The organism is Segatella baroniae DSM 16972 = JCM 13447, from assembly GCF_000426585.1.
In the GTDB taxonomy this organism is placed as follows: domain Bacteria; phylum Bacteroidota; class Bacteroidia; order Bacteroidales; family Bacteroidaceae; genus Prevotella; species Prevotella baroniae.
The window spans coordinates 12,883-37,276 of the sequence record NZ_AUFQ01000001.1; the positions used below are offsets into that span (position 1 = coordinate 12,883).

Consider the following 24,394-nt stretch of genomic DNA (forward strand, 5'->3'; position numbering starts at 1 on the left):
ACAAAAATATCGCCTTGTTTTCAAGCCGTTGGCTTATTGTCATGAAAACTTCGGTTAATCTTGCACAGTTCACAAAAATGATTTAATTTTGCAGATTGGAATTTATAAATCTTATTATTGTGGCTGAGACAAAATACATTTTCGTCACAGGCGGTGTCGTTTCATCGCTTGGTAAGGGTATTATATCCGCTTCCATCGGCAAACTCCTCCAAGCAAGGGGATATAATATCACAATCCAGAAGTTTGATCCCTATATCAACATCGACCCGGGAACACTCAATCCCTACGAGCATGGGGAGTGTTATGTGACGGTTGACGGTATGGAGACCGACCTGGACTTGGGCCACTACGAGCGCTTCACGGGCATACAAACCACGAAAGCCAATTCTTTGACGACGGGAAGAATCTACAAAGCCGTCATCGACAAAGAGCGGCGTGGCGACTATTTGGGCAAAACCATCCAGGTGGTTCCTCATATTACGGATGAAATCAAGCGCAATGTGAAACTGCTGGGCAAGAAATTTCACTACGATTTTGTCATAACGGAAATCGGAGGAACCATCGGCGACATTGAAAGTGCGCCTTTCATGGAAGCCATCCGTCAGTTGAAATGGGAGCTGGGACGTGACGCCCTCAATGTCCACCTTACCTATGTGCCCTATCTCAAGGCTGCCGGAGAACTCAAGACGAAGCCGACACAACACAGCGTAAAGGAACTTCAGAGCGTCGGCATTCAACCCGACATCCTCGTTTTGCGCACGGAGATGCACCTGGATGAAAACGTCCGCAAGAAAGTTGCCGCTTTTTGCAATGTCGATTTCGACTGCGTATTCGAAAGCGAAGACTTACCCAGCATATATGAGGTGCCCGTCAACATGCAGAACCAAGGCTTGGACGCCGCAATCTTGAAGAAAGTGGGCTTCGAAATAGGCGAGAAACCCACCCTGGGACCTTGGAAAGCTTTCATCGAACGACGCAAGAAAGCCCAGAATACAGTCAACATTGGCCTGGTCGGAAAGTACGACTTGCAGGATGCCTACAAGAGCATACGCGAAAGTCTCTCGCATGCAGGCACCTACAACGACTATAAAGTGGAAATCAACTTTATCAATTCGGAGAACATTACGGAGCAGAATGTAGCCGACCAACTGGCCGGACAGGATGGTATTGTCGTTTGCCCGGGCTTCGGGCAACGGGGCATCGAGGGGAAAATCATCGCCGCACACTACACCCGCACGCATGACATACCGACTTTCGGAATCTGCCTGGGCATGCAGATGATGGTGATAGAGTTTGCCCGCAACGTCCTGGGCTATCAAGATGCGAACAGCCGCGAGATGGACGAGAAGACTCCACATAATGTAATCGACATTATGGAAGAGCAGAAAAACATTTCAAACATGGGAGGCACCATGCGACTGGGGGCATACGAGTGCGTGTTGAAGCAAAACTCACGTGTGTTCGACATCTATCAGAAGGAACATATCCAGGAACGGCACCGCCACCGCTACGAATTCAACAACGACTATCAGAAGGAATATGAGAAGAACGGCATGATGTGTGTCGGGCATAACCCGGAAAGCGACTTGGTTGAAATCGTGGAAATACCCGGCTTGAAGTGGTACATCGGTACCCAGTACCATCCTGAGTATCAGTCTACGGTGCTCCGTCCGCATCCTCTGTTCGTCGACTTTGTCAAAACAGCAATCGCAAACAAAAAATAATGGATAAGAATACGATTATAGGCTTTATTCTCATAGCCTTGGTGCTATTTGGATTTACATGGTACTCACAACCGTCTGCGGACGAACAACGAGCGGCCTTTGTCAAGGATTCAATTGAAAATGTCTTGAGGCAAAAGGCGGAAAAGGAATCCAAGCTCGCAGCCGCGCAAAAGCAAAAGGAAATAAAAGAGAAAAGCCTCGAAGATTCGACGGCGTTGTTTTACAAGGCACTGTCAGGTCAGAGCCGGCAGATAGTTCTTAAGAACACGAAGGTGGAACTAACCCTGAACAGTAAGGGAGCTTCCGTAGAGAAGGCGGTCATCAAGAACTACGTGGGACATAATATAAAGGTGAAGGACGGTTCTGCCGACCAGGACGCTGTTACGCTGTTTGATGGCACAGACCAGCAAATCGACTATACGTTTGCGACGAAGGACGCCAACATCAATACGCACGATTTGTATTTCACCGTCTCGCAACAGACAGATACCACGGCAGTGTTCACCGCCGAAGCCGGCGAAGGGAAAACGATAACGCTGGCTTACACGCTGGGCCGGGACTACATGCTTCATGCGCAGATTTCCGTGAAAGGCCTTTCAGGACAGTTCGCCCCCAACACATCTACGTTCGATGTGACTTGGAAAGACAAGGTCAGGCAACAGGAACGCGGCTTTACTTTCGAGAACCGATACGCCACCCTCACCTATCACAAGGTGGAAGGCGGCACCGATTATCTGAATGAAGCCAAGGAAAAAGTAGACGAACCTGTCGAAGAGGCCATCGACTGGGTTGCTTTCAAGAACCAATTCTTCTCTGCCGTCATCATTGCGAAGGATGATTTCAAGGCAAACGCGCTGATGACTTCCATTCCGCAAGAGAAAGGTACGGGGTATCTGAAGCAGTATGAGGCCAAATTGAAAACTTCTTTTGACCCAACGGGCAAGACTCCGACGGAGTTTGACTTTTATTTTGGCCCCAACGACTATCGCCTGTTGAAGAAAGTGGAGAGCGAAAGTTCATTCGGAAAAGAGCTTCAGCTTCAGCAACTTGTGTATCTCGGCTGGCCTCTCTTCAGAATCATCAACAGATGGTTCACCATCTATGTGTTCGACTTCCTGACGGGGCTGAACATCAACATGGGAATCGTGTTGATTCTCATTACGTTGCTTTTGAAGTTGCTCACCTACCCCATGGTGAAGAAGAGCTATATGAGCTCGGCCAAGATGAGAGTTCTCAAGCCTAAGCTCGACGCTGCTACCGCCCAATACAACAAGCCCGAAGACCAGATGCAAAAGCAGCAGGCCATGATGGCCGAATACAGCAAGTATGGTGTCAGTCCGCTCAGTGGCTGTCTGCCCATGCTGATACAAATGCCCATCTGGATCGCGATGTTCAACTTTGTGCCAAACGCCATCCAGCTCCGCGGTGAAAGCTTCCTTTGGATTAAGGACTTGAGCACATTCGACCCGATTTGGGAGTGGAACACGAACATTTGGCTCATCGGCGACCATCTAAGTTTGACCTGTATTCTGTTCTGTGTGGCCAACGTCCTGTATTCGTGGATGACCATGCGCCAACAGAGAGACCAGATGGTGGGCCAGCAGGCTGAACAAATGAAGATGATGCAATGGATGATGTACCTCATGCCTGTCATGTTCTTCTTTATGTTCAACGATTACAGCGCAGGACTTAACTTCTACTATTTCATATCATTGTTCTTCAGTGCCGCCATCATGTGGGCTTTGCGAAAGACAACCAATGATGAGAAGCTGCTCGGAATATTGGAAGCCAGATACCAGGAGAATAAAGAGAATCCTCAAAGGAAGATGAGCGGACTGGCCGCCAGGCTTCAAGCCATGCAGGAGGAGCAGGCGCGGATGCAGAATCTGCGCAAGGACTTGGAGCGGAAGAAGAGAGAACTTTGAAAAAAAGCGACACAGGGGCGTGATGATTTGTCCATTGCATGACGAATCACGCCCCTGTGGCATTCCACTACCTCGTGTTTCCTATAATTCAAATCAAGTATTATGTATAAAAAACTATTTATCCTTGCTCTGTCTGCCATGGTTTGCTGTGGCAAAGCGAGTGCGCAGACAATGATTCAGAAAAATGAAATAAAGCTTCAGTCCGACTACATGACGCCTGAAGCATTGTGGGCGATGGGGCGCATAGGACAGCTTCAGGCTTCACCGGACGGCCGTAAAGTCGTTTATCAAGTGTCCTATTATAGTGTAAAGCAGAACGCCAGTCATACCATCTTGTATGTAATGGACGCAAATGGGAAGAACAAAATGCAGCTGACAACTGACGCCAAGAGCGAAAGCGACGCTTCATGGATAGAGGCGGGTCGTAGAATCGCGTTTCTGCGTGGCGGCGAATTGTGGTCAATGAATCCTGACGGTAGCGACCGCAAACAGCTTTCGCATACCGACGGTGCCATAGAAGGCTACAAGTATGCTCCCGACGGCAAGAAAGTCGTATATATCAAAAGCATTCCCTACTACGGCACCATCAAGAAGAATCCTTCTGACCTACCCAAGGCTACCGGACGGCTCGTCACGGACATGAACTATCGCCATTGGGACCACTACGTCGAGACCATAGCCCATCCGTTCGTTGCTGATGTGACGACCAATGGTATTGGCGAAGGGCTGGATATCATGGAAGGACAACCATTCGAAGCCCCGGTCGCCCCCTTTGGTGGCATAGAGCAGATGGATTGGAGCGTGGATTCCAAATACATCGCATATACAAGCCGCAAGCGCGAAGGACTTCAGTATGCGATTTCTACAGATGCAGACATCTACCTCTACGACATAACAACCGGCAAGACACGTAACCTTTGTAAGCCGGAGGGTTACAAGGAGCCCCTGATAGACGCGACACGCTCGATGAAAAATCAGACGATCAATCAACAGAGTACGGATTGCCAGGTAGGCTATGACGTCAATCCGAAGTTCTCGCCGGATGGAAAATACATCGCCTGGCAGAGCATGAAGAACAACGGGTATGAAAGTGACAGGAATCGGTTGTGTGTCATGAACTTGCAGACAGGACACAAGGTTTATGTCACAGAGCAATTTGACTCGAATGTAGATGACTACGTATGGAGCAATGACAGCAAAACACTATACTTCCTGGGCTGCTGGCATGCTTGCGTGAATGTATATCAAACCAATCTCAACGGAAACGTCATGCAGCTGACGGACGGCTGGTATGATTATGGTAGCCTGCAAATGCTTGGCAACAACAAGAACAAGAATCTCCTGGTCACCCGCCATTCGATGAGCAGTCCCGATGATATATATGTTCTTACGCCTTCAAACAAGGAGAAGAAATCTGCCGTGGCCCAAATCACTTTTGAAAACAAGCACATCTTCGACCAATTGGAACTGGGCAAAGTGCAGCAGCGTTGGGTGAAGACGACGGACGGGAAGAGCGAATTGGTTTGGATCATCCTGCCTCCTCACTTCGACGCCACGAAGAAATACCCCACCCTCTTGTTCTGCGAAGGCGGTCCGCAAAGTCCTGTCAGTCAGTTCTGGAGCTATCGCTGGAACTTCCAGATCATGGCCGCCAACGGTTATGTGATTGTCGCCCCCAACCGGCGAGGCCTTCCCGGATTTGGCAGCGACTGGAACGAAGAGATTAGCGGCGACTGGACAGGTCAGTGCATGGACGACTATCTTTCCGCAATAGACGATGCGGCCGATAATCTTCCGTTTGTGGACAAGGAAAGGCTGGGCTGTGTCGGCGCAAGTTTCGGCGGTTTCTCCGTCTATTATCTTGCCGGCCATCATCAGAAACGGTTCAAAGCCTTCATCTCACACGACGGCGCGTTCAACTTGGAAAGCATGTACACGGACACGGAAGAGGCCTGGTTCTCAAACTGGGAGTACGAAGACGCGTACTGGAATCAGAATCTGAGCGCCAACGCGAAGAAGACCTATGACAACAGTCCCCATAAGTTTGTGGACAAATGGGACACTCCCATCCTTGTCATTCATGGGGAAAAGGACTATCGTATCAATGCCAACCAAGGCATGGGGGCCTTCAACGCGGCCCGCATGCGCGGCATTCCTGCGGAAATGCTGATTTTCCCAGATGAAAACCATTGGGTGCTGAAGCCTCAAAACGGCATTCTTTGGCAGCGCACCTTCTTCTCTTGGCTTGACAAATGGTTGAAAAACTAACGGTTGAGATATTTGAAACAAACAATAAAATAAAACATCATGTCAGATCAAATGGGTAAAACCCTTAGAGATTCCGCGGCCGTGCGCTGGACTGCTCTCCTACTTCTCGCCTTAGCGATGTTCTGTGCTTATATCTTCGTGGATATATTGTCACCGATCAAAGACCTCATGCTGTCGCAACGTGGTTGGGACTCAACGGCCTTTGGCACCATGCAAGGCTCCGAGACGTTCTTGAATGTCTTCGTTTTCTTCCTTATTTTCGCAGGCATCATCCTCGACAAGATGGGTGTAAGGTTTACAGCCGTCCTTTCGGGTGCGGTCATGCTTGCCGGCGCACTGGTCAAATATTATGCCATCAGCGAAAGCTTCATCGGTTCGGGATTGGAAACATGGTTTACCGGGCACCTGAACCACATTCCTGTCTTCGAACAGTTGGGCGTATCTCCCTTCTATGAGGGAATGCCGGCGTCGGCAAAGTTGGCCGCCATCGGTTTCATGATATTCGGTTGCGGTACGGAAATGGCCGGCATTACCGTCTCTCGCGGTATCGTAAAATGGTTCAAGGGGCGCGAGATGGCTTTGGCGATGGGTTCGGAAATGGCTCTCGCCCGACTCGGAGTGGCAACCTGCATGATCTTCTCCCCTTTCTTCGCAAAGTTGGGTGGCCATGTAGACGTATCCCGCTCTGTCGCCTTTGGGATCGTGCTGCTCTGTATCGCACTGATCATGCTCGTCGTCTACTTCTTCATGGACAAGAAGCTGGATTCTCAGACGGGCGAGGCAGAAGAAAAGGACGACCCCTTCAAAATCAGCGATTTGGGCCAGATACTGAAAAGCAGTGGCTTTTGGCTCGTATCTTTGCTGTGCGTATTGTACTACTCCGCCATCTTCCCCTTCCAGAAGTATGCCGTCAACATGCTGCAGTGCAACCTTACCTTTACAGAGGTTCCCGCAGACTCTTTCTGGGCTTCGACGTCTGTCACCATCGTGCAGTATTTGATTATGTTGCTTGTGGCCGTCACCGCGTTCATGTTCAACTTCATGAAGAACAAAGCAGTCAAATATAGTGTGATTTGCATCTCCATTCTGGCTTTGATAACCTATTGTTACATGGGCTATATGCGCCAGTCGGCAGAATCCATCTTCGCCGTGTTCCCGCTGCTCGCAGTAGGCATAACCCCCATTTTGGGCAGTTATGTAGACCACAAGGGCAAGGCTGCAAGCATGCTCGTGCTGGGTTCGCTGCTTTTGATTGCATGCCACCTTACATTTGCCTTCGCTTTGCCGGCTTTCAAAGGCAACGAAGTCGGAGGAGTCATTGTAGCCTATGTGACGATTCTGGTCCTGGGAGCCTCTTTCTCCTTGGTTCCAGCTTCACTGTGGCCGAGTGTCCCCAAATTGGTCGACGCCAAAATCATCGGTTCAGCATACGCCTTGATTTTCTGGATTCAAAACATCGGTCTGTGGCTTTTCCCACTTCTGATTGGAAAAGTCTTGGACAAGACAAACCCGGGAGTGACGGATGCCACGCAGTTGAATTACACGGCTCCGCTAATCATGCTTGCCGGTCTGGGCGTGGCAGCTCTTGTCATTGGCCTCATCCTCAAGGTTGTAGACAAGAACAAGGGACTGGGTCTTGAAGAGCCCAACATCAAGCCGTAACCGACCAACGATTGGAGTGTAAAAGGTATCGTCTTGCAAGATGAAAGCTCATCAATTGCAAGACGATTCCTTATCCCTTATCTTGTAATTTGCCCCTGTCGTCTCAGTAGACTCTCAGCACTTCGCCTACTCTGATGTCGTGGTCTGGTTCCAAATGGTTCATCTTGTACAGACTCTTGAGGCGAATCCCATAGAACTGGGCTATCGAATACATGCTTTCGCCGGCTCTAACAATGTGTGGTCTGTTCTTATAGGCCTTTTCGGCATGCTTCCGCTTCTTTTTCAGATAGATGATTTCGTTTGGAACAAGTGCGTCGTTTTTGTCCCGCTCATTGAATTTGGCGATTTTCCTATAAGAAATTCCAATCTCTTTGCCTATCAACTTGAAAGTGTCTCCCGGCCGTACTCTGATGCAGTAATTTTTATTATAAATCGAAATAGGGTGCAATGCCTGGCCTTTGACGGCCGGCCTGTCGGTGGCAGAATGATGGGCCATGAACTTGTCATAACTGCTGGCCTGGTCATAAGTGTAGAGCTTGTATAGCTGAATAATCTCAATGAGGCGGTCGGCATAATTGGGATTGGTTGCATAGCCGCACGCCTTCAAGCCCCTGGCCCACCCTTTGTAATCCCGGCGGTCAAGACGAAACAGGGAGGCGTAACGCGGCTGTCGCGCAAGAAACTTGCTATGGTCTTCAAAGCTCTCGAAAACATTGTTGTAAGCCCTGAAGCATTCCCCGCTTTCGTCATCGTCATGATAAAGCGTTCTGCCCTCCCATCCGTGGCACTTGATTCCAAAGTGATTGTTGCCCTTTACAGACAGCTCACTTCGTCCGGCTGCACTCTCGAACAGTCCTTGGGCCAAAGTGATGCTCGCCGGAATATTATAGCGGAACATTTCTTGAATGGCCAAGTCCTTGTATTGGTCTATGTAGTTTTGATAGGCAGAGTTCCAGCGAAGTTGGGCATGACAATTCATGCAAACTGCAAGCAGAAAGAAGATGGATGCAAACTTATTCATAGATGATGGAATCAAGCGAATTTGTCGATGAGAAAGGCGATTAGATTTCACATGGAGTAACAACAAAACCAAATGGCATTCATTTCAAACCATCTGTTGCAGAAAGGGCATGAACGGACTATCTGATCCTATCCATGCTCTTTACTAATTTTTCATCTGCGACGATTCCTCTTCGCGCCATGAAAGTCAATATGAGGGATATGAGGGGCAGGCTTATGCTCATATCCGCTTTGAATTGCCCCAAAGGCAACATGCTGTGCCCTACTACGAATGCGCCATATACATACCAAAGGACGTATAGCCAACAGTTCAAAAGGCAGAGCTTCGACTGAACCGGACGTTTTTTAAACTGGAATATGGCCACCACAGAGAGAATGGAAGCTGTCGCCAGCAAAAAGAACAAGGGAACGGCAAGAAAGTCGAATGTGCCCGTGGCACTTCTTATGCCGATGTTGTAAAGGACCGGCGGAATGCCCATCCCCTCAAGCCGAACGCCACCCAAGGGATTGAACAAGCAAATGACATTCAATATCGCAGCTATGAGCAGAAATACGGTTTGCTTTCGCTGAATCATACTTATAAGTTTTCTTCCGTATCCTTTGCAGGATCACGCCAATAGATATTGCCATCGATGAACTCCTGTGTGGCCAAAAGCGTCGGCTTGGGCAATTTCTCATAATAACGTGAAATTTCGATTTGCTCACGGTTTTCAAACACCTCTTCCAGCGAATCGTTATAAGAAGCAAATTCTGCAAGTTTCTTGTTCAGGTCTTGCTTTATCTCAAGTGAAATCTGATTACTGCGCTTTGCAATGATTGCAACACTTTCATAAATATTGCCTGTCTCCTCGCAGAGATCCATAATATTACGAGTTACGGTGTTGACTTGGGCTTTTGATTTCTTATAATCCATAATAATATTATTGTTTTATATTTTTATTGCGATGATACGAACTTATTGCTCTTGAGCCACCTTCTCGCCTGTGACGGCTTTGCAGCGTGCAATGTACTTCTCGGCGGTACTCCTCAATTTGGAATCGGGGAACTGGTTGATGAACCCGTAGCACTCGTCCTCCGCGTCCTGATAACGTTGAACTTTTTTCTCCTCGACACTCTGGCGGGCCAATTCGTACTTGCTCTTCATAATTAAAGCGGAGAAATCCTCGCGCCTATCTGTAAAGGGATAGTCCTTCAGCGCGTTCTGGGCTGTAACGATGCAAGCTTCAAAATTGTTGCCGCCCTCGGTGCAATTGCCGAAATACGGGCCCAAATCATAATAAAGCCGTGCGGTATAGAGTTCTTTCGTCACCAACTTCTCTTGCAGTTCAAAGAGATGCTGCTGCGCCTCCTTCTTGAGCTTCGCGTCCGGATAGGCATCCAGATATTCCTGGTAGGCCGCAATGGCGCTCACGGTCTGCGATTGGTCCAAACGAGGTTCCGGCGTGCTGAGGTAGAGGCTTTGACCTTCATAGTAACGGGCCATCTCGGCATAGACGCCGCGGGGGTAGGACTGGTAGTAACGCTTGAAAGTCTGGGCCGCCGTCTCATAATCACGATTGAAATAGTTGGCCATCCCGAGCATGTAAAGGCTTTCCTGAGCGTTCTCCGTACCTTTCTCAACGGTAATCAGTTCGGTCAGAAGGGTGATTGCGTTTGTATATTTGCCTTTTACAAAACACTCTTTCGCATATTCATATCGGTAATTTGAATCCGACGACTTATAGACGAGGTTGAACTCGTGCGCACAACCACTCAACAAGAAGACACCAAGAGTAAGCGAAAGGAAGGTTGTTTTCTTCATCTATATTTACATTTTTGAGTTGCAAAGTTAATTATAATTCCATGATTACCAAAGCAGGATCCTAAATTTTAGCTAAAACGGAAACCTTATTGACATAATTATATGCTTTTTTAGTAATTTTGCAAGCACAAAATGTGTTCGTATGAATTTCAAGCTTACTTCCAAATTTTCTCCTACCGGAGACCAGCCCGAAGCGATACGGCAATTGACCGACGGAATAGAGAAAGGTGATTTTGCACAGGTTCTTTTGGGCGTGACAGGCTCGGGGAAGACATATACGATTGCAAATGTCATAGCAAATGTAAACAAGCCGACACTCATACTCAGCCACAACAAGACCTTGGCGGCACAGCTATACGAGGAAATGAAGAACTTTTTCCCGGATAACGCCGTAGAATATTATGTATCCTATTATGATTACTATCAGCCGGAAGCCTACCTGCCGGCTACGGATGTGTATATAGAAAAGGACTTGGCCATCAATGACGAGATCGACAAACTACGTTTGGGAGCCGTGTCGGCATTGTTGTCAGGAAGAAAGGATGTCATCGTCGTTTCTTCCGTATCATGTATTTATGGAATGGGTGGCCCCATTGCGATGAGGTCGAGCGTCATTGGGATAAGGGTGAACGACAAACTTGATAGAAACGTCTTCCTCAGACGGCTGGTGGACGCGCTCTATACAAGAAACGACATCGAACTCAAACGCGGTTGCTTTCGGGTGAAAGGCGACACGGTGGACATCTTCATGGCCTACAGCGACCATATATTGAGAGTGACATGGTGGGATGACGAAATAGACAGCATTGAGGAATTGGACTCCATCACTTTCCATCGGATTGCGACATTCACAGAATATAAAATATACCCGGCCAATCTGTTCGTAACCTCCAAGGAACAAACAGAAGAGGCCATCCGACATATCCAGGACGACCTCACGGAACAAATTGATTTCTTTAATGAACTTCATGACCACATTAAGGCCCAGCGAATTAAAGAACGTGTGGAGTATGACATGGAAATGATAAAGGAACTGGGCCACTGTTCGGGAATTGAGAACTATTCACGCTATTTCGATGGCAGGCTGGCTGGCGACCGTCCCTATTGCCTTTTGGACTTTTTCCCAAAAGACTATCTGATGGTGATCGATGAAAGCCATGTCAGTGTCCCCCAAATCAACGCGATGTACGGCGGTGACCGAGCAAGAAAGAAGAATCTTGTTGAATATGGCTTCCGACTGCCTGCCGCCTTCGACAACAGGCCTTTGAAATTCGAGGAGTTCCATAGTCTTGTCAATCAGATCATTTATGTCAGCGCAACTCCGGCTGACTACGAACTGAATGAGTCGGAAGGAGTCGTCGTCGAGCAGATTATCAGACCGACAGGCCTCTTGGATCCGGAAATAGAGGTTAGGCCGAGCGAGAACCAGATAGACGACTTGCTGGAAGAAATCATCACAAGAGTGGAGAGGCGCGAGCGGACTTTGGTGACGACATTGACAAAGCGCATGGCGGAAGAATTGACGGAGTTTCTGCTGAATCATCAGGTGAAAGCAAACTACATCCACAGCGATGTCGCGACGCTGGACCGCGTCAAGATTATGAATGACCTTAGAGCAGGACTGTTTGACGTCTTGGTGGGTGTAAACCTGTTGAGGGAGGGACTGGACCTCCCGGAAGTCTCTTTGGTGGCCATTCTGGATGCAGACAAAGAAGGTTTCCTAAGGTCGCATAGAAGTTTGACGCAAACGGCAGGACGGGCTGCGCGCAACATCCATGGCAAGGTGATCATGTATGCCGACACGATTACGGAAAGCATGCAGAGGACGATGGACGAAACTTCCAGAAGACGAATCATACAAATGCAATACAATGCCTCACACGGCCTGACACCCAAGCAGATAGTGAAAGACGTAAGCGGCATATTGCCAATAGGTTCTGGCAAAAATGAAGTTTCTCCCACTCCGCAAACCAAATACGCATATATCGAACCCGACCAAGGGGCATTTGCTGCCGACCCCATTATCCGGCACATGACCAGGCCGGAGTTGGAGAAGAGCATTGCCAACACAACGGAACTGATGAAAGAAGCCGCGCGCAGCCTGGATTTCATACAAGCGGCCCAATATAGAGACGAAATCGCCAGATTAAGGGAACAGCTTGAATTGAAATGACAAAGGTCTGAACTTCGACCGACAAGCATTTGAAAGGATGTTAAATAATCCAATTTAATAGGAACGAAGCCAATGCTTCACATGATAAATTCGTACTTTTGCTAAATAACATAAATTGATGATGACAACAATGAGAGTATACGTTTTTCTTTCGACTTTGTTTTTTGTATCGATGACAGCCCAAGTGGGATACGCACAATCGAACCGCACGCTTGAGGAAGCGCAGAAAAAGTTGGAAAAAGCTCAAAAAGAATTGGAGAAAGCCAAGAGAGAGATGGAGGAGGCCTCGAAAGGCAAGTCGGTCAAAGAGAGGGAGGATTCGACAACTGCGGGATGGGCGGTCCCCGTTGCACGCCAGAAGGGCGTCCGAACAAATTTAAAGTCCGAGAAGTCCGAAGCAAACGAACAGATGTCCAATGCCAAATATTTGTCTGGTGCAGTGCCGGTGAATGCGGAAGGAAAGGTCGTCTTCTCGCTTCTGCTGCCAGTACCCGACAAAAGCGCAAAAGACATCTACGAGATGGCTTATAAGCAATTGACTTTGTTGACCGAAAGTGAGAATCAGTTTGACGAAAGCACAATCGCCCTTGTCAATCCAAAGACGAACGTCATTGCGGCTAAGTTCAAAGAGTGGCTTGTGTTCAGCAACAATTTCCTATCTCTGGACAGAGCCGTTTTCTATTATACGATAATCGCCCATTGCGCCGATGGAGAATTAAACCTTTCTTTAGAACGCATTTCCTATGAATATGAAACAGACAGACCTTCCGGCTTCAAATCCAAGGCTGAAGATTTGATCACGGACAAAGAGGCCTTGAACAAAAAAGGGACAAAATTGAACAGGCTTACCGGAAAGTTCAGGCGCAAGACCATTGATAGGAAAGACCAGATATTCGAAAGCTTTAAAGAATTATTCAAACAGTAAGGATGGAACGCAAAACGACAGAAAACAACGGGGCGCAGTACGCGAAACGACCTCACCATCAGTTGAGGAACAAGGGAGTACAAGTGGATACAATATTCAAAGTGCGTACGATTTTGAATATTCTGTTCATGCTTTCTGCTTTGTTGGGGGTGTGTCTGTATCTCTATTCTTCGCTAAAGCCGCTGGGGACTATCACCTTGATAATCGCCGTCATGCTGAAGATTGCTGAAGTCTCTCTGCGTATTCTCCGTAAATAAATGATGAAAAAATTTGCTACGTTTTTGCTTCTTTGGATTGTTTCATTACCCTTAATGGCACAATTTGAAGAGAATCAGTATAACCAAATGGACCCTTCGGGCAACATCTCAAGACGAAACACCGACAGGTCTGACTCTTTAAGTTCCGAAAAAGAGATTCCCAAGGGCATCAAAGTTTGGACAATAGACCGCCGGTTCGGCGATATGACATACACGACTCCAGACACCGTTTCCTATATGTTTATGAATCGTGTCTTCACTTCGGGAATGAGAGGAGAGTATAATACGACGGGCAATCTTGGGTCGCCACGAATCAACAGGATTTTCATTGACCGCCCGCTCGATGATTCCTTCCTATTCACCCAGCCCTATGACTATTTCGTCATTCCCGTAGAACAATTTAATTTCACCAGAACTTTATCCCCTTTTACAAATTTGACTTATAGCAATTCGGGGAACAGAACTAACGGAGACGATCATTTCACAGCTAAATTCGGAGCAAATGCAGGGAAAAGGCTTGGAGTTGGCTTCAAATTCGATTATCTCTACGCCAGAGGCTACTATCAAAATCAGAGCACTTCACATTTTGATTACACTCTTTACGGCAGCTATATCGGCGACCGGTATCAAGCACATTTGTTGTTTTCAACGAACCACCAGAAGGTTACGGAAAATGGCGGAGTTGCAAACGACGACTATATAACCCACCCGGAAAGTTTTTCAGACGATTATTCCGCAAGCGAAATCCCAACAGTTTTGGAAAGAAACTGGAATCGCAACGATAATCTTCATGTATACTTCAACCACAAGTATAGTCTGGGGTTCAGTCGGAAGGTTCCGATGACAGAGGATGAGATCAAGGCGAAGAAATTCGCGTTGGCTTCAGCCGAAGAGAACAAGAAAGGCGACAACGACCATGCACCATCAAATCGGAACAGACACAATGCAAAAACAGAAGAAAGGTCTTTTGGCGGGCGACCAAAGGATGCGGCCGTTGTCGGTCAAGAACCAGGAAATGCCCAAGAGAAAGGAGAAGACAGAATCTCAATCAACAAGGCTACGGCAGACAGCCTAATGGCATTGGCTTCCAAAAAGAAGGCAGACACTGCATGGGTAAAAACCGAATACGTCCCCGTAACGAGCTTTATCCATACAATGTCGTTTGACCGGTATCGCCGTATCTACGAGGCTTATCAAACTCCGGAGAATTTTTATGCCCATACTTATAAGGTCGATGAAAAGCTGACTGGTGATTCCATTTATGACAAGACCACTCATTACCGATTCAACAACACTTTTGCGATATCGTTGCTCGAAGGCTTCAACAAATGGGCAAAAGCCGGGTTGAAAGCTTTTATTTCCTACGATTTGAAGCACTATGGCCTTCCTGACACTTTGAGAGCCAAGACTTACACAGAGAATGACATCAGCATAGGTGGCCAAATCAGTAAAGTTCAAGGAAAGTTGCTACATTACAATGCTATGCTGGAGGCAAACGTCGCCGGACCTAATTCTGGCGACCTCAAAATTGACGCACGTGCGGATTTGAATTTCAAACTCTTTGGGGACACGCTTTCTCTCCAAGCTTGTGCTTTCCTTCATCGCATACGCCCTTCCTTCTATTTTAGACATTACCAAGGACGACATGCCTGGTGGGATAACGACGATTTGAAAAGAATCACCCACTCTAGAATTGCAGGCATGCTCTCTTACGAAAAAACCAAAACAAAACTGAGAGTCGCTGTTGACAATTTGAGCAACTTCACATACTTTGCACAAAGCTATGTAATGACCGCGGCCAATCGCACTAATTTGGACGTACAGGTGAAACAGGGAAGCAAAGCGGTCAACCTGTTTACGGCCCAATTGTATCAGGATGTATCGGCGGGACCGTTCCATTGGGAGAATGTCGTCAGCTATCAAAAATCCAGCGACCAAAGCCAACTTCCTGTGCCTGACTTGAATGTCTATTCAAATCTGTATCTACGATTCAAGATAGCCAAAGTGCTCCATTGTGATTTCGGCACCGATGTCAGATATTTCACCAATTATTATGCGCCGGACTACAGTCCGCTGATTGGGCAGTTCGCTGTCCAAGGAGATGTCAAGTCTGCTGAAGGAGTTGATAACAGGGTGAAAATCGGCAATTATCCAATTGTCAACGCCTACGCCAACTTTTATCTAAAGCATACACGCTTCTATGTCATGTACAGCCACCTAAACGCAGGCATGGGTGACAAACGTTACTTTGCCAGCCCGCATTATCCGTTCAACGAGAGGATATTCAGAGTTGGATTAAGTTGGAATTTCTTCAATTGAGTCATGTCAGAGGAAGTTAAAAACAATTCAGTGAAGGCCTGGGTAAAGGCGGCGCGCCCTCAGACGCTTTCTGGAGCAGCTGTCCCCGTAATGATAGGAGCCTCCTTGGCATTCAAGGACGGCGGCGAAGACCATTTCAACATACTGGCGGCAGCACTTTGTTTTGCCTTTGCTTTCATTATGCAGATCGACGCAAATTTCATCAATGATTATTTCGATTGCAAAAAGGGGAATGATAACGAGACCCGACTTGGTCCGCCACGAGCCTGCTCGCAGGGCTGGGTCAGCATGTCCGCCATGCGGTATGGGATTGTCATCACTACCGGCTTGGCATGCCAGACAGGACTTCCGCTTGTGTGGTATGGAGGCTGGACAATGATATTGGTAGGCATTTGCTGCGTCTTGTTTTGTTTTCTTTATACGACGACGCTGTCTTATTTGGGCTTAGGCGACGTGTTGGTATTGTTGTTTTTTGGCATAGTGCCTGTTTGCCTAACCTACTATTTGTCGCACGCCGGCACGACGCAAGTTATAACACCCCAAGTCTTTCTAATGTCCTTTTCATGCGGCTGCGTCATAGACACCTTGTTGGTGGTGAATAATTTTAGAGATAGAGAGAACGACCTACATTCCGGAAAACGAACATTGATAACAAGAATCGGGGCGGAAAGAGGGGCACGCTTGTATTTACTGGCAGGATTGGCAGGCATCATCCTGGCCGCCCTTGCCCTAAGCGTCTCGCCAAATCCAGTTCAGCATTCGATTATTCCAATTTCATTCATTTGCCTGCCCTATGCTTCCCTGCACGTCAAGTCGTATTTGCAAATGAAAATGATTTGGGAAGGCCGCGCCTTGAATGAAATATTGGCAAAGACCGCACGGAATATGCTTATATATGGATTGACAGCGTCGGCTTCGTTTTTATTCTTTTAATCATCTGTTTTTATGCAAGAGCATGTCAGCCTTGACCTAATGGAATTTATTGAACGCAATATACTTCCAAGATACAGCAGCTTTGGGCGCAGTCATGGCCCCGAACATGTCAAGAGGGTCATCAATAATTCTTTGGTTTTGGCACGCCAGGTCGGTGCAAATATAAACATGGCGTATACCATTGCCGCATACCACGATCTCGGAATGGAAGGTCCCAGGGCTATCCACCATATTACAAGCGGCAAGATTCTCGTAGCAGATGCAAGGCTCAAGAAGTGGTTTTCCACAGAGCAGATTCGTGTGATGAAAGAGGCCGTGGAAGACCACCGGGCAAGTTCCAGCCATACGCCTCGTTCCATATATGGAAAAATCGTGGCGGAAGCAGATCGCGACTTGGAACCGAAAGTTGTATTCCAGCGGGCCGTCTTGTTTGGATTGGAACACTATCCTACAATGACAAAGGAGCAGCAATGGGCAAGATTCAAAAGTCACTTGGAAGCAAAGTATTCGGCCACAGGCTACCTTAGACTATGGATAAAAAACTCTCCCAACGCACAAAATCTGGTAAAAATCAGGAACATTATTGCGGATAAATCTCGGTTATATCACGAATTTGAAAAAATATTTACAGAAGAATTTGGTGCTTAACTAAAAATAAGCTACCTTTGCACTGCAAAATAAATAACGCCGATATGGCTCAGTTGGTAGAGCAATTCATTCGTAATGAATAGGTCCCGGGTTCGAGTCCCGGTATCGGCTCAAAGGCAAAATTTGTGTGCGGTATTAGCTCAGTTGGCAGAGCGTTGGCTTCCCAAGCCGAAGGTCACGGGTTCGACCCCCGCATACCGCTCTCTTAAATCTTCCCCGTCCCCTATTCCATCATGTTCTCATTTGAATATGATGACTGCGGAAAGATTGCACGCTCCCATAACTTCTCAGTATTCCATTTCATCCCCGATTATTCCTCTTTTGCATAGCAGAAAAAACGTGTCGGTTTCAATTCAAAACGACACATAATCTCATGAACATTAGATAGTTCCTGTCCAAAAGAAGGCTAAAAGGGGAAAAAAACAAAGATAAATTTCCATATCAAGTGAAAAACCCGTATATTTGCAGCTTGAAAAGATATAATCAAAAACATACATATAAGTAATTATGACTAAAGCAGATATCATCAACGAGATTGCAAATGAAACCGGCGTTGCTAAAAAAGATGTGACCGTAGTTGTGGAAAGCTTTATGGCAACTATAAAAGATAGTCTTTTAGAGAAGAGGGAATGCGTATACCTTCGTGGATTTGGAAGCTTTATCATCAAGCACCGGGCTGCCAAGACCGCTCGCAACATTCTCAAGAACACCACGATGACGATTGACGCACACGACTTGCCGAGCTTCAAGCCCGCCAAAAGTTTTGTAGAGCAAATGAAGAACGAATAAGCAATATAACAATATTATAATATTTTAATTTTTTAATTATGCCAAACGGAAAGAAAAAGAAGGGTCACAAGATGGCCACACACAAGCGTAAAAAGAGATTACGTAAGAATAGACATAAGAGCAAGTAATTGTCAGTTGCTTGCATTATAGTCTAAACGACCTATGGGGTATGTCAATTTCAGCAAGTGATTTCTTGACATACCCCCAATTTTTAATTTGTAAGAAATAATTTAAGGAAAGAAGAAATGACCAGCGAAGTTGTAATTGATGTTCGGGAGAAAGAGATTTCGACTGCCCTGCTGGAAGACAAGAATCTTGTTGAGTATCAGAATGAGCCCAAACAAGCTTCTTTCTCGGTAGGAAACATCTATGTGGCAAAAGTAAAAAAGATAATGCCCGGCCTTAACGCATGCTTTGTAGACGTAGGCTATGAACGTGACGCTTTTCTTCATTACCTTGACTTGGGTAACCAATTCAATTCCTACACTAAGTATTTGAAACAAGTAGTTAGCGATAGGAAAAAACTCTATCCTTTTGCCAAAGCCTCGAAGTTGCCTGACCTGAAGAAGGACGGCAGCATACAACAGACCGTTTCTGTCGGTCAGGAGGTGCTTGTGCAAATCGTAAAGGAACCTATTTCGACCAAAGGCCCCCGACTCACAGGGGAACTGTCCTTTGCCGGAAGATATCTGGTGCTTATCCCTTTTGGAGACAAAGTTTCCGTATCATCCAAAATCAAGAGCGGCGAAGAAAGGGCCCGACTCAAGCAACTCATCCAAAGCGTAAAACCGAAGAACTGCGGCGTCATTGTCAGAACGGTGGCTGAAGGGAAACGAGTGGCAGAGCTTGATACGGAATTGAAGATATTGGCCCAGCGATGGGAAGCAGCTTTGGTTAAAATACAGAAGTCCCCGAAGCGTCCTCAACTTGTTTTTGAGGAAACGGGCAGAGCGATAGCCATGCTTCGAGACCTGTTTAACGAAAGCTTTGAAAATGTTTACGTCAACAATGAAGACGTATTCAAGGAGATAAAGCACTATATTACCCTGATTTCTCCGGAGAAACAGAATATTGTCAAGCTATATACTGGAAAGGTTCCAATCTTTGACAACTTCAATGTTACCCGACAAATCAAGTCAAGTTTTGGGAAAACCGTCAATTACAAGCATGGTGCTTACATGATTATCGAGCATACAGAGGCCTTGCATGTCGTAGACGTGAACAGCGGCAACAGAACCCGCTCGGAAAACGGACAGGAGGCAAATGCGCTCGACGTGAATCTCGGAGCGGCCGATGAATTGGCAAGGCAGTTGAGATTGCGCGACATGGGCGGTATCATCGTAGTCGACTTCATCGACATGAATCTGGCGGAAGACCGCCAACTCCTCTATGAACGCATGTGCAAGAACATGCAGAATGACCGAGCGCGCCACAACATCCTGCCGCTCAGCAAGTTCGGATTGATGCAGATAACACGGCAACGGGTGCGCCCGGCCATGGACGTGAATGTAGACGAAACCTGCCCCACCTGCAATGGAAGTGGCAAAATCAGGTCGAGTATCCTGTTCACGGATCAACTGGAAGGCAAGATTGACCGATTGGTCAACAAGATTGGTATCAAGAAGATTTATCTTCATGTGCATCCTTATGTTGCCGCTTATATCAACCAGGGAATCTTGTCGTTGAAACGCAAATGGCAGATGAAATATGGTTTCAACATCCATATCATCCCATCCCAGAAGTTGGCCTTCCTGCAATATGAGTTTTACAATGCAGACGGGCAGTTCATCGACATGAAAGAGGAAATTGAAGTCAAGCAGAATCACTGATGTCGATGAACAACCTCATCGCAGTTTGACTTTGTAAGAAAAAAAGAAGTGAGACCTGAACCAACGTCAGTGTCTCACTTCTTTTTTGTTGTCGCTTGTCGGCAGGCATACCTCTACCGCCAACCTATTCCTGTACCCACTTGATAACGACTCCGTCGTATGGATTCAGCACAACAGGAATGCCGACTGCGCTATCCACATCCAGCACAACCGACTGATTCGTCAACAATTCGGTACCTCTAAATGTACCCTTGCAAAGTGACAAGACTTCAAAAGCATACTCTGGGATTGCTATTTCGCAATTCACGACTTCTCCGGAGAAGTTTACCACGATAAGCACAACTTCATCATCAAATTTCCGCAACCAGGCATATTGCTTTTGAAAGAGCACGCCGTTGACATACATCAGGTCGAAGAAAGCACCCTGGCTGATTGCCCTTTCATCCTCGGCAAGACGCATGACCTTTTGGTATTTGGCCCGCAAGGCACGTTCTTCCGGACTACTCTCTCCCTTTCCATAGAATGCACGCTGCAACATCGGCAAACTCCAGTAGTCAAAGATGGTAGTCCTTCCGTCACGACCGCTGAACCCTTCATCGTCCATTCCCTTTTCGCCAACTTCCTGTCCGGCATAGAGCATGAAAGGATTCCCCTTCAACATGCAGCTGACAAGAACGGCAGGAATGGCCTTCCAGGGGTCTCCCGCAAAAAAGGAACTTGCGATTCGCTGTTCATCATGATTCTCCAGGAAGTAAAGCATGTGTCCTCCAATGTCATCGGTAGCCTGCCACTGCCCCGTGATGTCACCGGCATTTCGATGGCCCTCAATAACTCCTCGCAGGCAGTCGTACATCCCCACCTTGTCATAAAGATAGTCGAAACCCGAAGCGATGTAGTTCCGATACAGGCCGGGATTATATACTTCACCGATGAAAATGATGTCAGGACAGGCCGCTTTCACGTGGCTGATGGCATAAGACCAGAACTCCGTGGGAACCATTTCGGCCATATCACACCTGAAACCATCGATTCCTTTGGCGGTCCAAAACATGAGTATGTCACGCATTTTGAACCACGTATCGGGGATAGCATTGGCTGAAAAGTCTTTGACATGTCCATTGACATAGTCTATGCCATAGTTCAATTTGACCGTTTCATACCAGTCTGACGAGCTGGGTGCATTGCAAAAACAATCGTTTCCAGTGGCTTTGGCAGGGCATTCCGCATAGGTCTGACCACCTGTAAGAATCCTGCCCAAGTCCAACGGTTGTCCTCCACAATAGTAAAAGTTGTTGTCTGGTGAAAAGGGCAACGAACTATCGTCTCCTTCACCCAAGTCCTTCACCTCTGAAGGCTTGCATACAGAATGATATTCACGTGCCACATGATTAGGCACAAAGTCGATGATTACCTTCATGCCGGCTTTATGCGTGCGCTCAATGGTCGACTCCCACTCCTCCATCCGTCGAGGGATGTCTACGGCAAGGTCGGGATCTACATCATAATAGTCTACTATCGCATAAGGGCTGCCCGCCTTCCCCTTCACCACTTCCGCATTTTGGCACGGAATGCCATACGCTGAATAATCGGTGGTGGTGGCATGGCGAATCACTCCTGTGTACCAAAGATGGGTCACTCCCATAGCGCGAATCGACTCCAATGTTTTCACATTGAAGTCGTTCAGCTTGCCACATCCATTCTCCTGGATGTCACCGCTCGCTTTCCGGTCGTCCTTCTGATTCCCGAAAAGGCGCGGCAAAACTTGATATATGATCATTTACTGGATTCCGTGAACTGATACGTTCTTATTGATTCTTCCTATCATTCCTTGCAATGCCTTGCCGGGACCGCATTCAGTGAAGTCCTCTGCCCCATCTGCAATCATGTTCTCTACGGTTGCCGTCCAACGGACGGAACTCGTCAACTGCGCGATGAGATTGGCCTTGATGGTGTCAGGATCCGTATAGGGCTTTGCGTCGACGTTCTGATATACCGGACATTTCGGTGCGTTGAACGCCGTCGACTCGATGGCAGACTGAAGTTCGTCCTTGGCCGGTTGCATTAAAGGCGAATGGAAGGCACCACTCACAGGCAACGGCAACGCACGCTTGGCTCCCTCGGCCTTCAATTTGTCACACGCCGCGTTGATGGCGTCTACATTTCCAGATATGACCAACTGACCGGGGCAGTTGTAGTTGGCAGGAATCACCACGTTGCCGTCTGTTGAAACTTCCGCGCAAGCCTCTTCTACCTTTGTGTCAGGGAGGCCGATGATGGCTGCCATTGTTCCGGGAGCAACTTCACAAGCCTTCTGCATGGCCAAGGCACGTGCGTGGACAAGGCACAATCCGTCTTCAAAAGTCAGCGCGCCGGCGGCCACCAAAGCGGAAAACTCACCCAAGGAATGCCCTGCAACCATGTCTGGGGCAAAGGCCCCGCCCATGCACAAGGCTGAAATGACACTATGCAGGAACACGGCCGGCTGCGTAACCTTCGTTTGTTTCAATTCATCTGCCGTGCCATCAAACATGATGGAGGTTATATCGAAGCCAAGAACTTCGTTGGCCTTGTCGAACAGCTCTTTGGCCAACGGATTTGTTTCATAAAGATCCTTGCCCATGCCTACGAACTGGGCACCTTGACCTGGGAATACAAACGCTTTCTTCATCTTATTCTATTGTTTCATTATGATTAAACTTAAACTGCGTAAACAAAAAATCCCAATTGCCATGAGAGGCAAAAGGGATTTTTATATAGATTTGCTTTACAGTGCTAAAAATATCTTTTTCACTTTAGGCCTCTTCCTGCAGAGCCTCGGGGGACTCCACCGCGGGAGCTTCCTCTACAGCTGGTGCCGGAGTCTCGACAGGCGCGTTCTCCGCAACAACCTTGACGGGCACCTTCACCTCTACGTCCTTATGGAAGTGGACAACGGCCTCGTAGTCGCCAACCTTCTTGATGTCGTGCATCGTGATGATCTTGCGATCAACTTCAATGCCCTTCTTTGCAAGTTCGTCGGCCACGATTGCAGCATTAACCGAGCCATAGAGATGGCCGGTGGCAGCCACCTTGGCGACAATCTCCAGAGCCACGCCGGCCAGAGCTTCGGCCTTCTTCTCGGCTTCGGCTTTCAAAGCCGCGAGTTTGTGGGCCTGCTGCCTCAAGTTCTCGGCCAGCACCTTTTTCGCACTTACCGAAGCGATGACACCTTTTCCCTGCGGAATGAGGTAGTTGCGGCCGTAGCCATCCTTCACGCTAACAATCTCGTTCTTGTATCCAAGTCCGATAATATCTTCTTTCAGTATAATTTCCATTGTGTATCCTCCTCTTCAATTACTTCATCAAATCGGTTACATAAGGAAGCAGTGCTATCTGGCGAGCACGCTTTATAGCCTGTGCCACACGACGCTGATACTTCAGAGATGTTCCTGTAATGCGACGCGGAAGAATCTTGCCCTGCTCATTCAAGAACTTCTTGAGGAACTCGGGATCCTTGTAGTCGATATACTTGATACCGCTCTTCTTGAAACGACAATACTTCTTCTTCTTCGTGTCGATGGAAGGAGCTGTCAAATAACGAATTTCTGATTTTTTCTGCTCTGCCATAATTAAGCCTCCTCTTTTTTACCAAGTTTGTTACGACGCTTCTCCGCATACTGTACAGCATACTTGTCAAGACGCACGGTCATGTAGCGAATGACTTTTTCGTCACGGCGATAGCCTGTCTCAAGCGTGTTTACGATGGTTGGCTCAGCCTTGAACTCCAACAGCGTGTAGAAACCTGTTGATTTCTTGTCGATAGCGTAAGCCATCTTCTTCAGTCCCCAAGCCTCTTCATTCAGAATCTCGGCACCATTGTCGGTGAGCAGCTTCTTGAATTTAGCGACCGTTTCCTTCATCTGTTCATCAGACAAAACGGGAGTCAAAATGAAAACGGTTTCGTATTGATTCATACTTATGAAATAAATAATAAATAAAAAAATAAATACGCATTCTTTAAAATGCGGTGCAAAGGTAGCCCTTTTTCTTTACATATCGAAGTACTGATTGTCCATCCAACGCCGTTTTTAACTTATTTTACATCAAAAGGCCACAAATGGATGGTTGCGCAGCCTTATTTC

General features: G+C 47.3%; 21 protein-coding genes and 2 tRNA genes. 14 read left to right on the plus strand and 9 right to left on the minus strand.

Features of this window, described 5'->3' with window-relative positions:
- Positions 1 to 119 precede the first annotated feature (119 nt).
- The 4 genes from K334_RS0100055 (at position 120) to K334_RS0100070 (ending at position 7,579) form a co-directional block, all read left to right on the plus strand.
- A complete protein-coding gene (locus K334_RS0100055) occupies positions 120 to 1,724 on the plus strand; it encodes a CTP synthase (RefSeq protein WP_025881135.1) in 1,605 nt (534 codons plus the stop codon).
- On the plus strand, positions 1,724 to 3,649 hold the full coding sequence (gene yidC / locus K334_RS0100060; RefSeq protein ID WP_025881134.1) for a membrane protein insertase YidC: 1,926 nt from the start codon (positions 1,724 to 1,726) through the stop codon (positions 3,647 to 3,649). The genes K334_RS0100055 and yidC overlap by 1 nt, the downstream gene beginning before the upstream one ends.
- A gap of 102 nt (positions 3,650 to 3,751) precedes the next feature.
- Positions 3,752 to 5,917, plus strand: coding sequence for a dipeptidyl-peptidase Dpp5 (locus tag K334_RS0100065; RefSeq protein ID WP_025881132.1), 2,166 nt, complete (start codon positions 3,752 to 3,754; stop codon positions 5,915 to 5,917).
- A 39-nt stretch (positions 5,918 to 5,956) separates the two neighbouring features.
- The gene (locus K334_RS0100070) at positions 5,957 to 7,579 is read left to right on the plus strand and encodes an MFS transporter (RefSeq protein ID WP_021590567.1); all 1,623 of its coding nucleotides are present in this window, start codon (positions 5,957 to 5,959) and stop codon (positions 7,577 to 7,579) included.
- Positions 7,580 to 7,682: 103 nt separating this feature from the next.
- Here the strand turns inward: K334_RS0100070 and K334_RS0100075 are convergent, their stop codons facing one another.
- The 4 genes from K334_RS0100075 to K334_RS0100090 form a co-directional block, all read right to left on the minus strand.
- Positions 7,683 to 8,600: a glucosaminidase domain-containing protein gene (locus K334_RS0100075; RefSeq protein WP_021590637.1), complete on the minus strand. Its 918-nt coding sequence runs from the start codon at positions 8,598 to 8,600 to the stop codon at positions 7,683 to 7,685.
- Positions 8,601 to 8,718: 118 nt separating this feature from the next.
- Positions 8,719 to 9,174: a DUF4293 domain-containing protein gene (locus K334_RS0100080; protein ID WP_025881129.1), complete on the minus strand. Its 456-nt coding sequence runs from the start codon at positions 9,172 to 9,174 to the stop codon at positions 8,719 to 8,721.
- Positions 9,175 to 9,176: 2 nt separating this feature from the next.
- A complete protein-coding gene (locus K334_RS0100085; protein ID WP_021590671.1) occupies positions 9,177 to 9,512 on the minus strand; it encodes a DNA-directed RNA polymerase subunit omega in 336 nt (111 codons plus the stop codon).
- A gap of 42 nt (positions 9,513 to 9,554) precedes the next feature.
- Positions 9,555 to 10,400, minus strand: coding sequence for an outer membrane protein assembly factor BamD (locus K334_RS0100090; RefSeq protein ID WP_021590644.1), 846 nt, complete (start codon positions 10,398 to 10,400; stop codon positions 9,555 to 9,557).
- A 142-nt stretch (positions 10,401 to 10,542) separates the two neighbouring features.
- On the opposite strand from K334_RS0100090, the gene uvrB reads away from it, so the two are divergent.
- The 10 genes from uvrB (at position 10,543) to K334_RS0100140 (ending at position 20,273) form a co-directional block, all read left to right on the plus strand.
- Positions 10,543 to 12,573: an excinuclease ABC subunit UvrB gene (gene uvrB, locus K334_RS0100095; protein WP_027444335.1), complete on the plus strand. Its 2,031-nt coding sequence runs from the start codon at positions 10,543 to 10,545 to the stop codon at positions 12,571 to 12,573.
- Between the two features lie 118 nt (positions 12,574 to 12,691).
- Entirely contained in the window at positions 12,692 to 13,498 is an 807-nt protein-coding gene (locus K334_RS0100100; protein WP_025881128.1) for a DUF4468 domain-containing protein, read from the plus strand.
- 2 nt (positions 13,499 to 13,500) lie between these two features.
- Positions 13,501 to 13,755 carry a hypothetical protein gene (locus K334_RS15135; protein ID WP_025881126.1) on the plus strand — a complete coding sequence of 85 codons (255 nt, stop codon included), beginning with the start codon at positions 13,501 to 13,503 and terminating at the stop codon, positions 13,753 to 13,755.
- Between the two features lie 3 nt (positions 13,756 to 13,758).
- Positions 13,759 to 16,074, plus strand: a complete 2,316-nt coding sequence (locus K334_RS0100110; RefSeq protein ID WP_025881124.1) for a putative porin — start codon at positions 13,759 to 13,761, stop codon at positions 16,072 to 16,074.
- Between the two features lie 3 nt (positions 16,075 to 16,077).
- A complete protein-coding gene (gene menA, locus K334_RS0100115; RefSeq protein WP_025881121.1) occupies positions 16,078 to 17,007 on the plus strand; it encodes a 1,4-dihydroxy-2-naphthoate octaprenyltransferase in 930 nt (309 codons plus the stop codon).
- A 12-nt stretch (positions 17,008 to 17,019) separates the two neighbouring features.
- Positions 17,020 to 17,655 carry an HD domain-containing protein gene (locus K334_RS0100120; protein ID WP_025881119.1) on the plus strand — a complete coding sequence of 212 codons (636 nt, stop codon included), beginning with the start codon at positions 17,020 to 17,022 and terminating at the stop codon, positions 17,653 to 17,655.
- Positions 17,656 to 17,693: 38 nt separating this feature from the next.
- Positions 17,694 to 17,766: transfer RNA gene (locus tag K334_RS0100125), tRNA-Thr, on the plus strand.
- A gap of 18 nt (positions 17,767 to 17,784) precedes the next feature.
- Positions 17,785 to 17,857: transfer RNA gene (locus tag K334_RS0100130), tRNA-Gly, on the plus strand.
- Positions 17,858 to 18,162: 305 nt separating this feature from the next.
- Positions 18,163 to 18,444 (plus strand): HU family DNA-binding protein, encoded by a 282-nt coding sequence (locus K334_RS0100135; RefSeq protein WP_021590640.1) that lies wholly within the window; start codon positions 18,163 to 18,165, stop codon positions 18,442 to 18,444.
- 245 nt (positions 18,445 to 18,689) lie between these two features.
- Positions 18,690 to 20,273, plus strand: a complete 1,584-nt coding sequence (locus K334_RS0100140; RefSeq protein ID WP_027444337.1) for an Rne/Rng family ribonuclease — start codon at positions 18,690 to 18,692, stop codon at positions 20,271 to 20,273.
- Positions 20,274 to 20,397: 124 nt separating this feature from the next.
- Here the strand turns inward: K334_RS0100140 and K334_RS0100145 are convergent, their stop codons facing one another.
- The 5 genes from K334_RS0100145 to rpsF all read right to left on the minus strand — a co-directional run bounded on the left by K334_RS0100145 (position 20,398) and on the right by rpsF (position 24,226).
- Positions 20,398 to 22,050: an alpha-amylase family glycosyl hydrolase gene (locus K334_RS0100145; RefSeq protein ID WP_025881116.1), complete on the minus strand. Its 1,653-nt coding sequence runs from the start codon at positions 22,048 to 22,050 to the stop codon at positions 20,398 to 20,400.
- On the minus strand, positions 22,051 to 22,941 hold the full coding sequence (gene fabD / locus K334_RS0100150) for an ACP S-malonyltransferase (protein WP_027444338.1): 891 nt from the start codon (positions 22,939 to 22,941) through the stop codon (positions 22,051 to 22,053).
- Positions 22,942 to 23,065: 124 nt separating this feature from the next.
- Positions 23,066 to 23,587 carry a 50S ribosomal protein L9 gene (gene rplI, locus K334_RS0100155; protein WP_025881114.1) on the minus strand — a complete coding sequence of 174 codons (522 nt, stop codon included), beginning with the start codon at positions 23,585 to 23,587 and terminating at the stop codon, positions 23,066 to 23,068.
- Positions 23,588 to 23,606: 19 nt separating this feature from the next.
- Positions 23,607 to 23,879, minus strand: a complete 273-nt coding sequence (gene rpsR, locus K334_RS0100160) for a 30S ribosomal protein S18 (RefSeq protein WP_021590608.1) — start codon at positions 23,877 to 23,879, stop codon at positions 23,607 to 23,609.
- Positions 23,880 to 23,881: 2 nt separating this feature from the next.
- Positions 23,882 to 24,226 carry a 30S ribosomal protein S6 gene (rpsF, locus tag K334_RS0100165; RefSeq protein WP_021590556.1) on the minus strand — a complete coding sequence of 115 codons (345 nt, stop codon included), beginning with the start codon at positions 24,224 to 24,226 and terminating at the stop codon, positions 23,882 to 23,884.
- Positions 24,227 to 24,394: the final 168 nt, after the last annotated feature.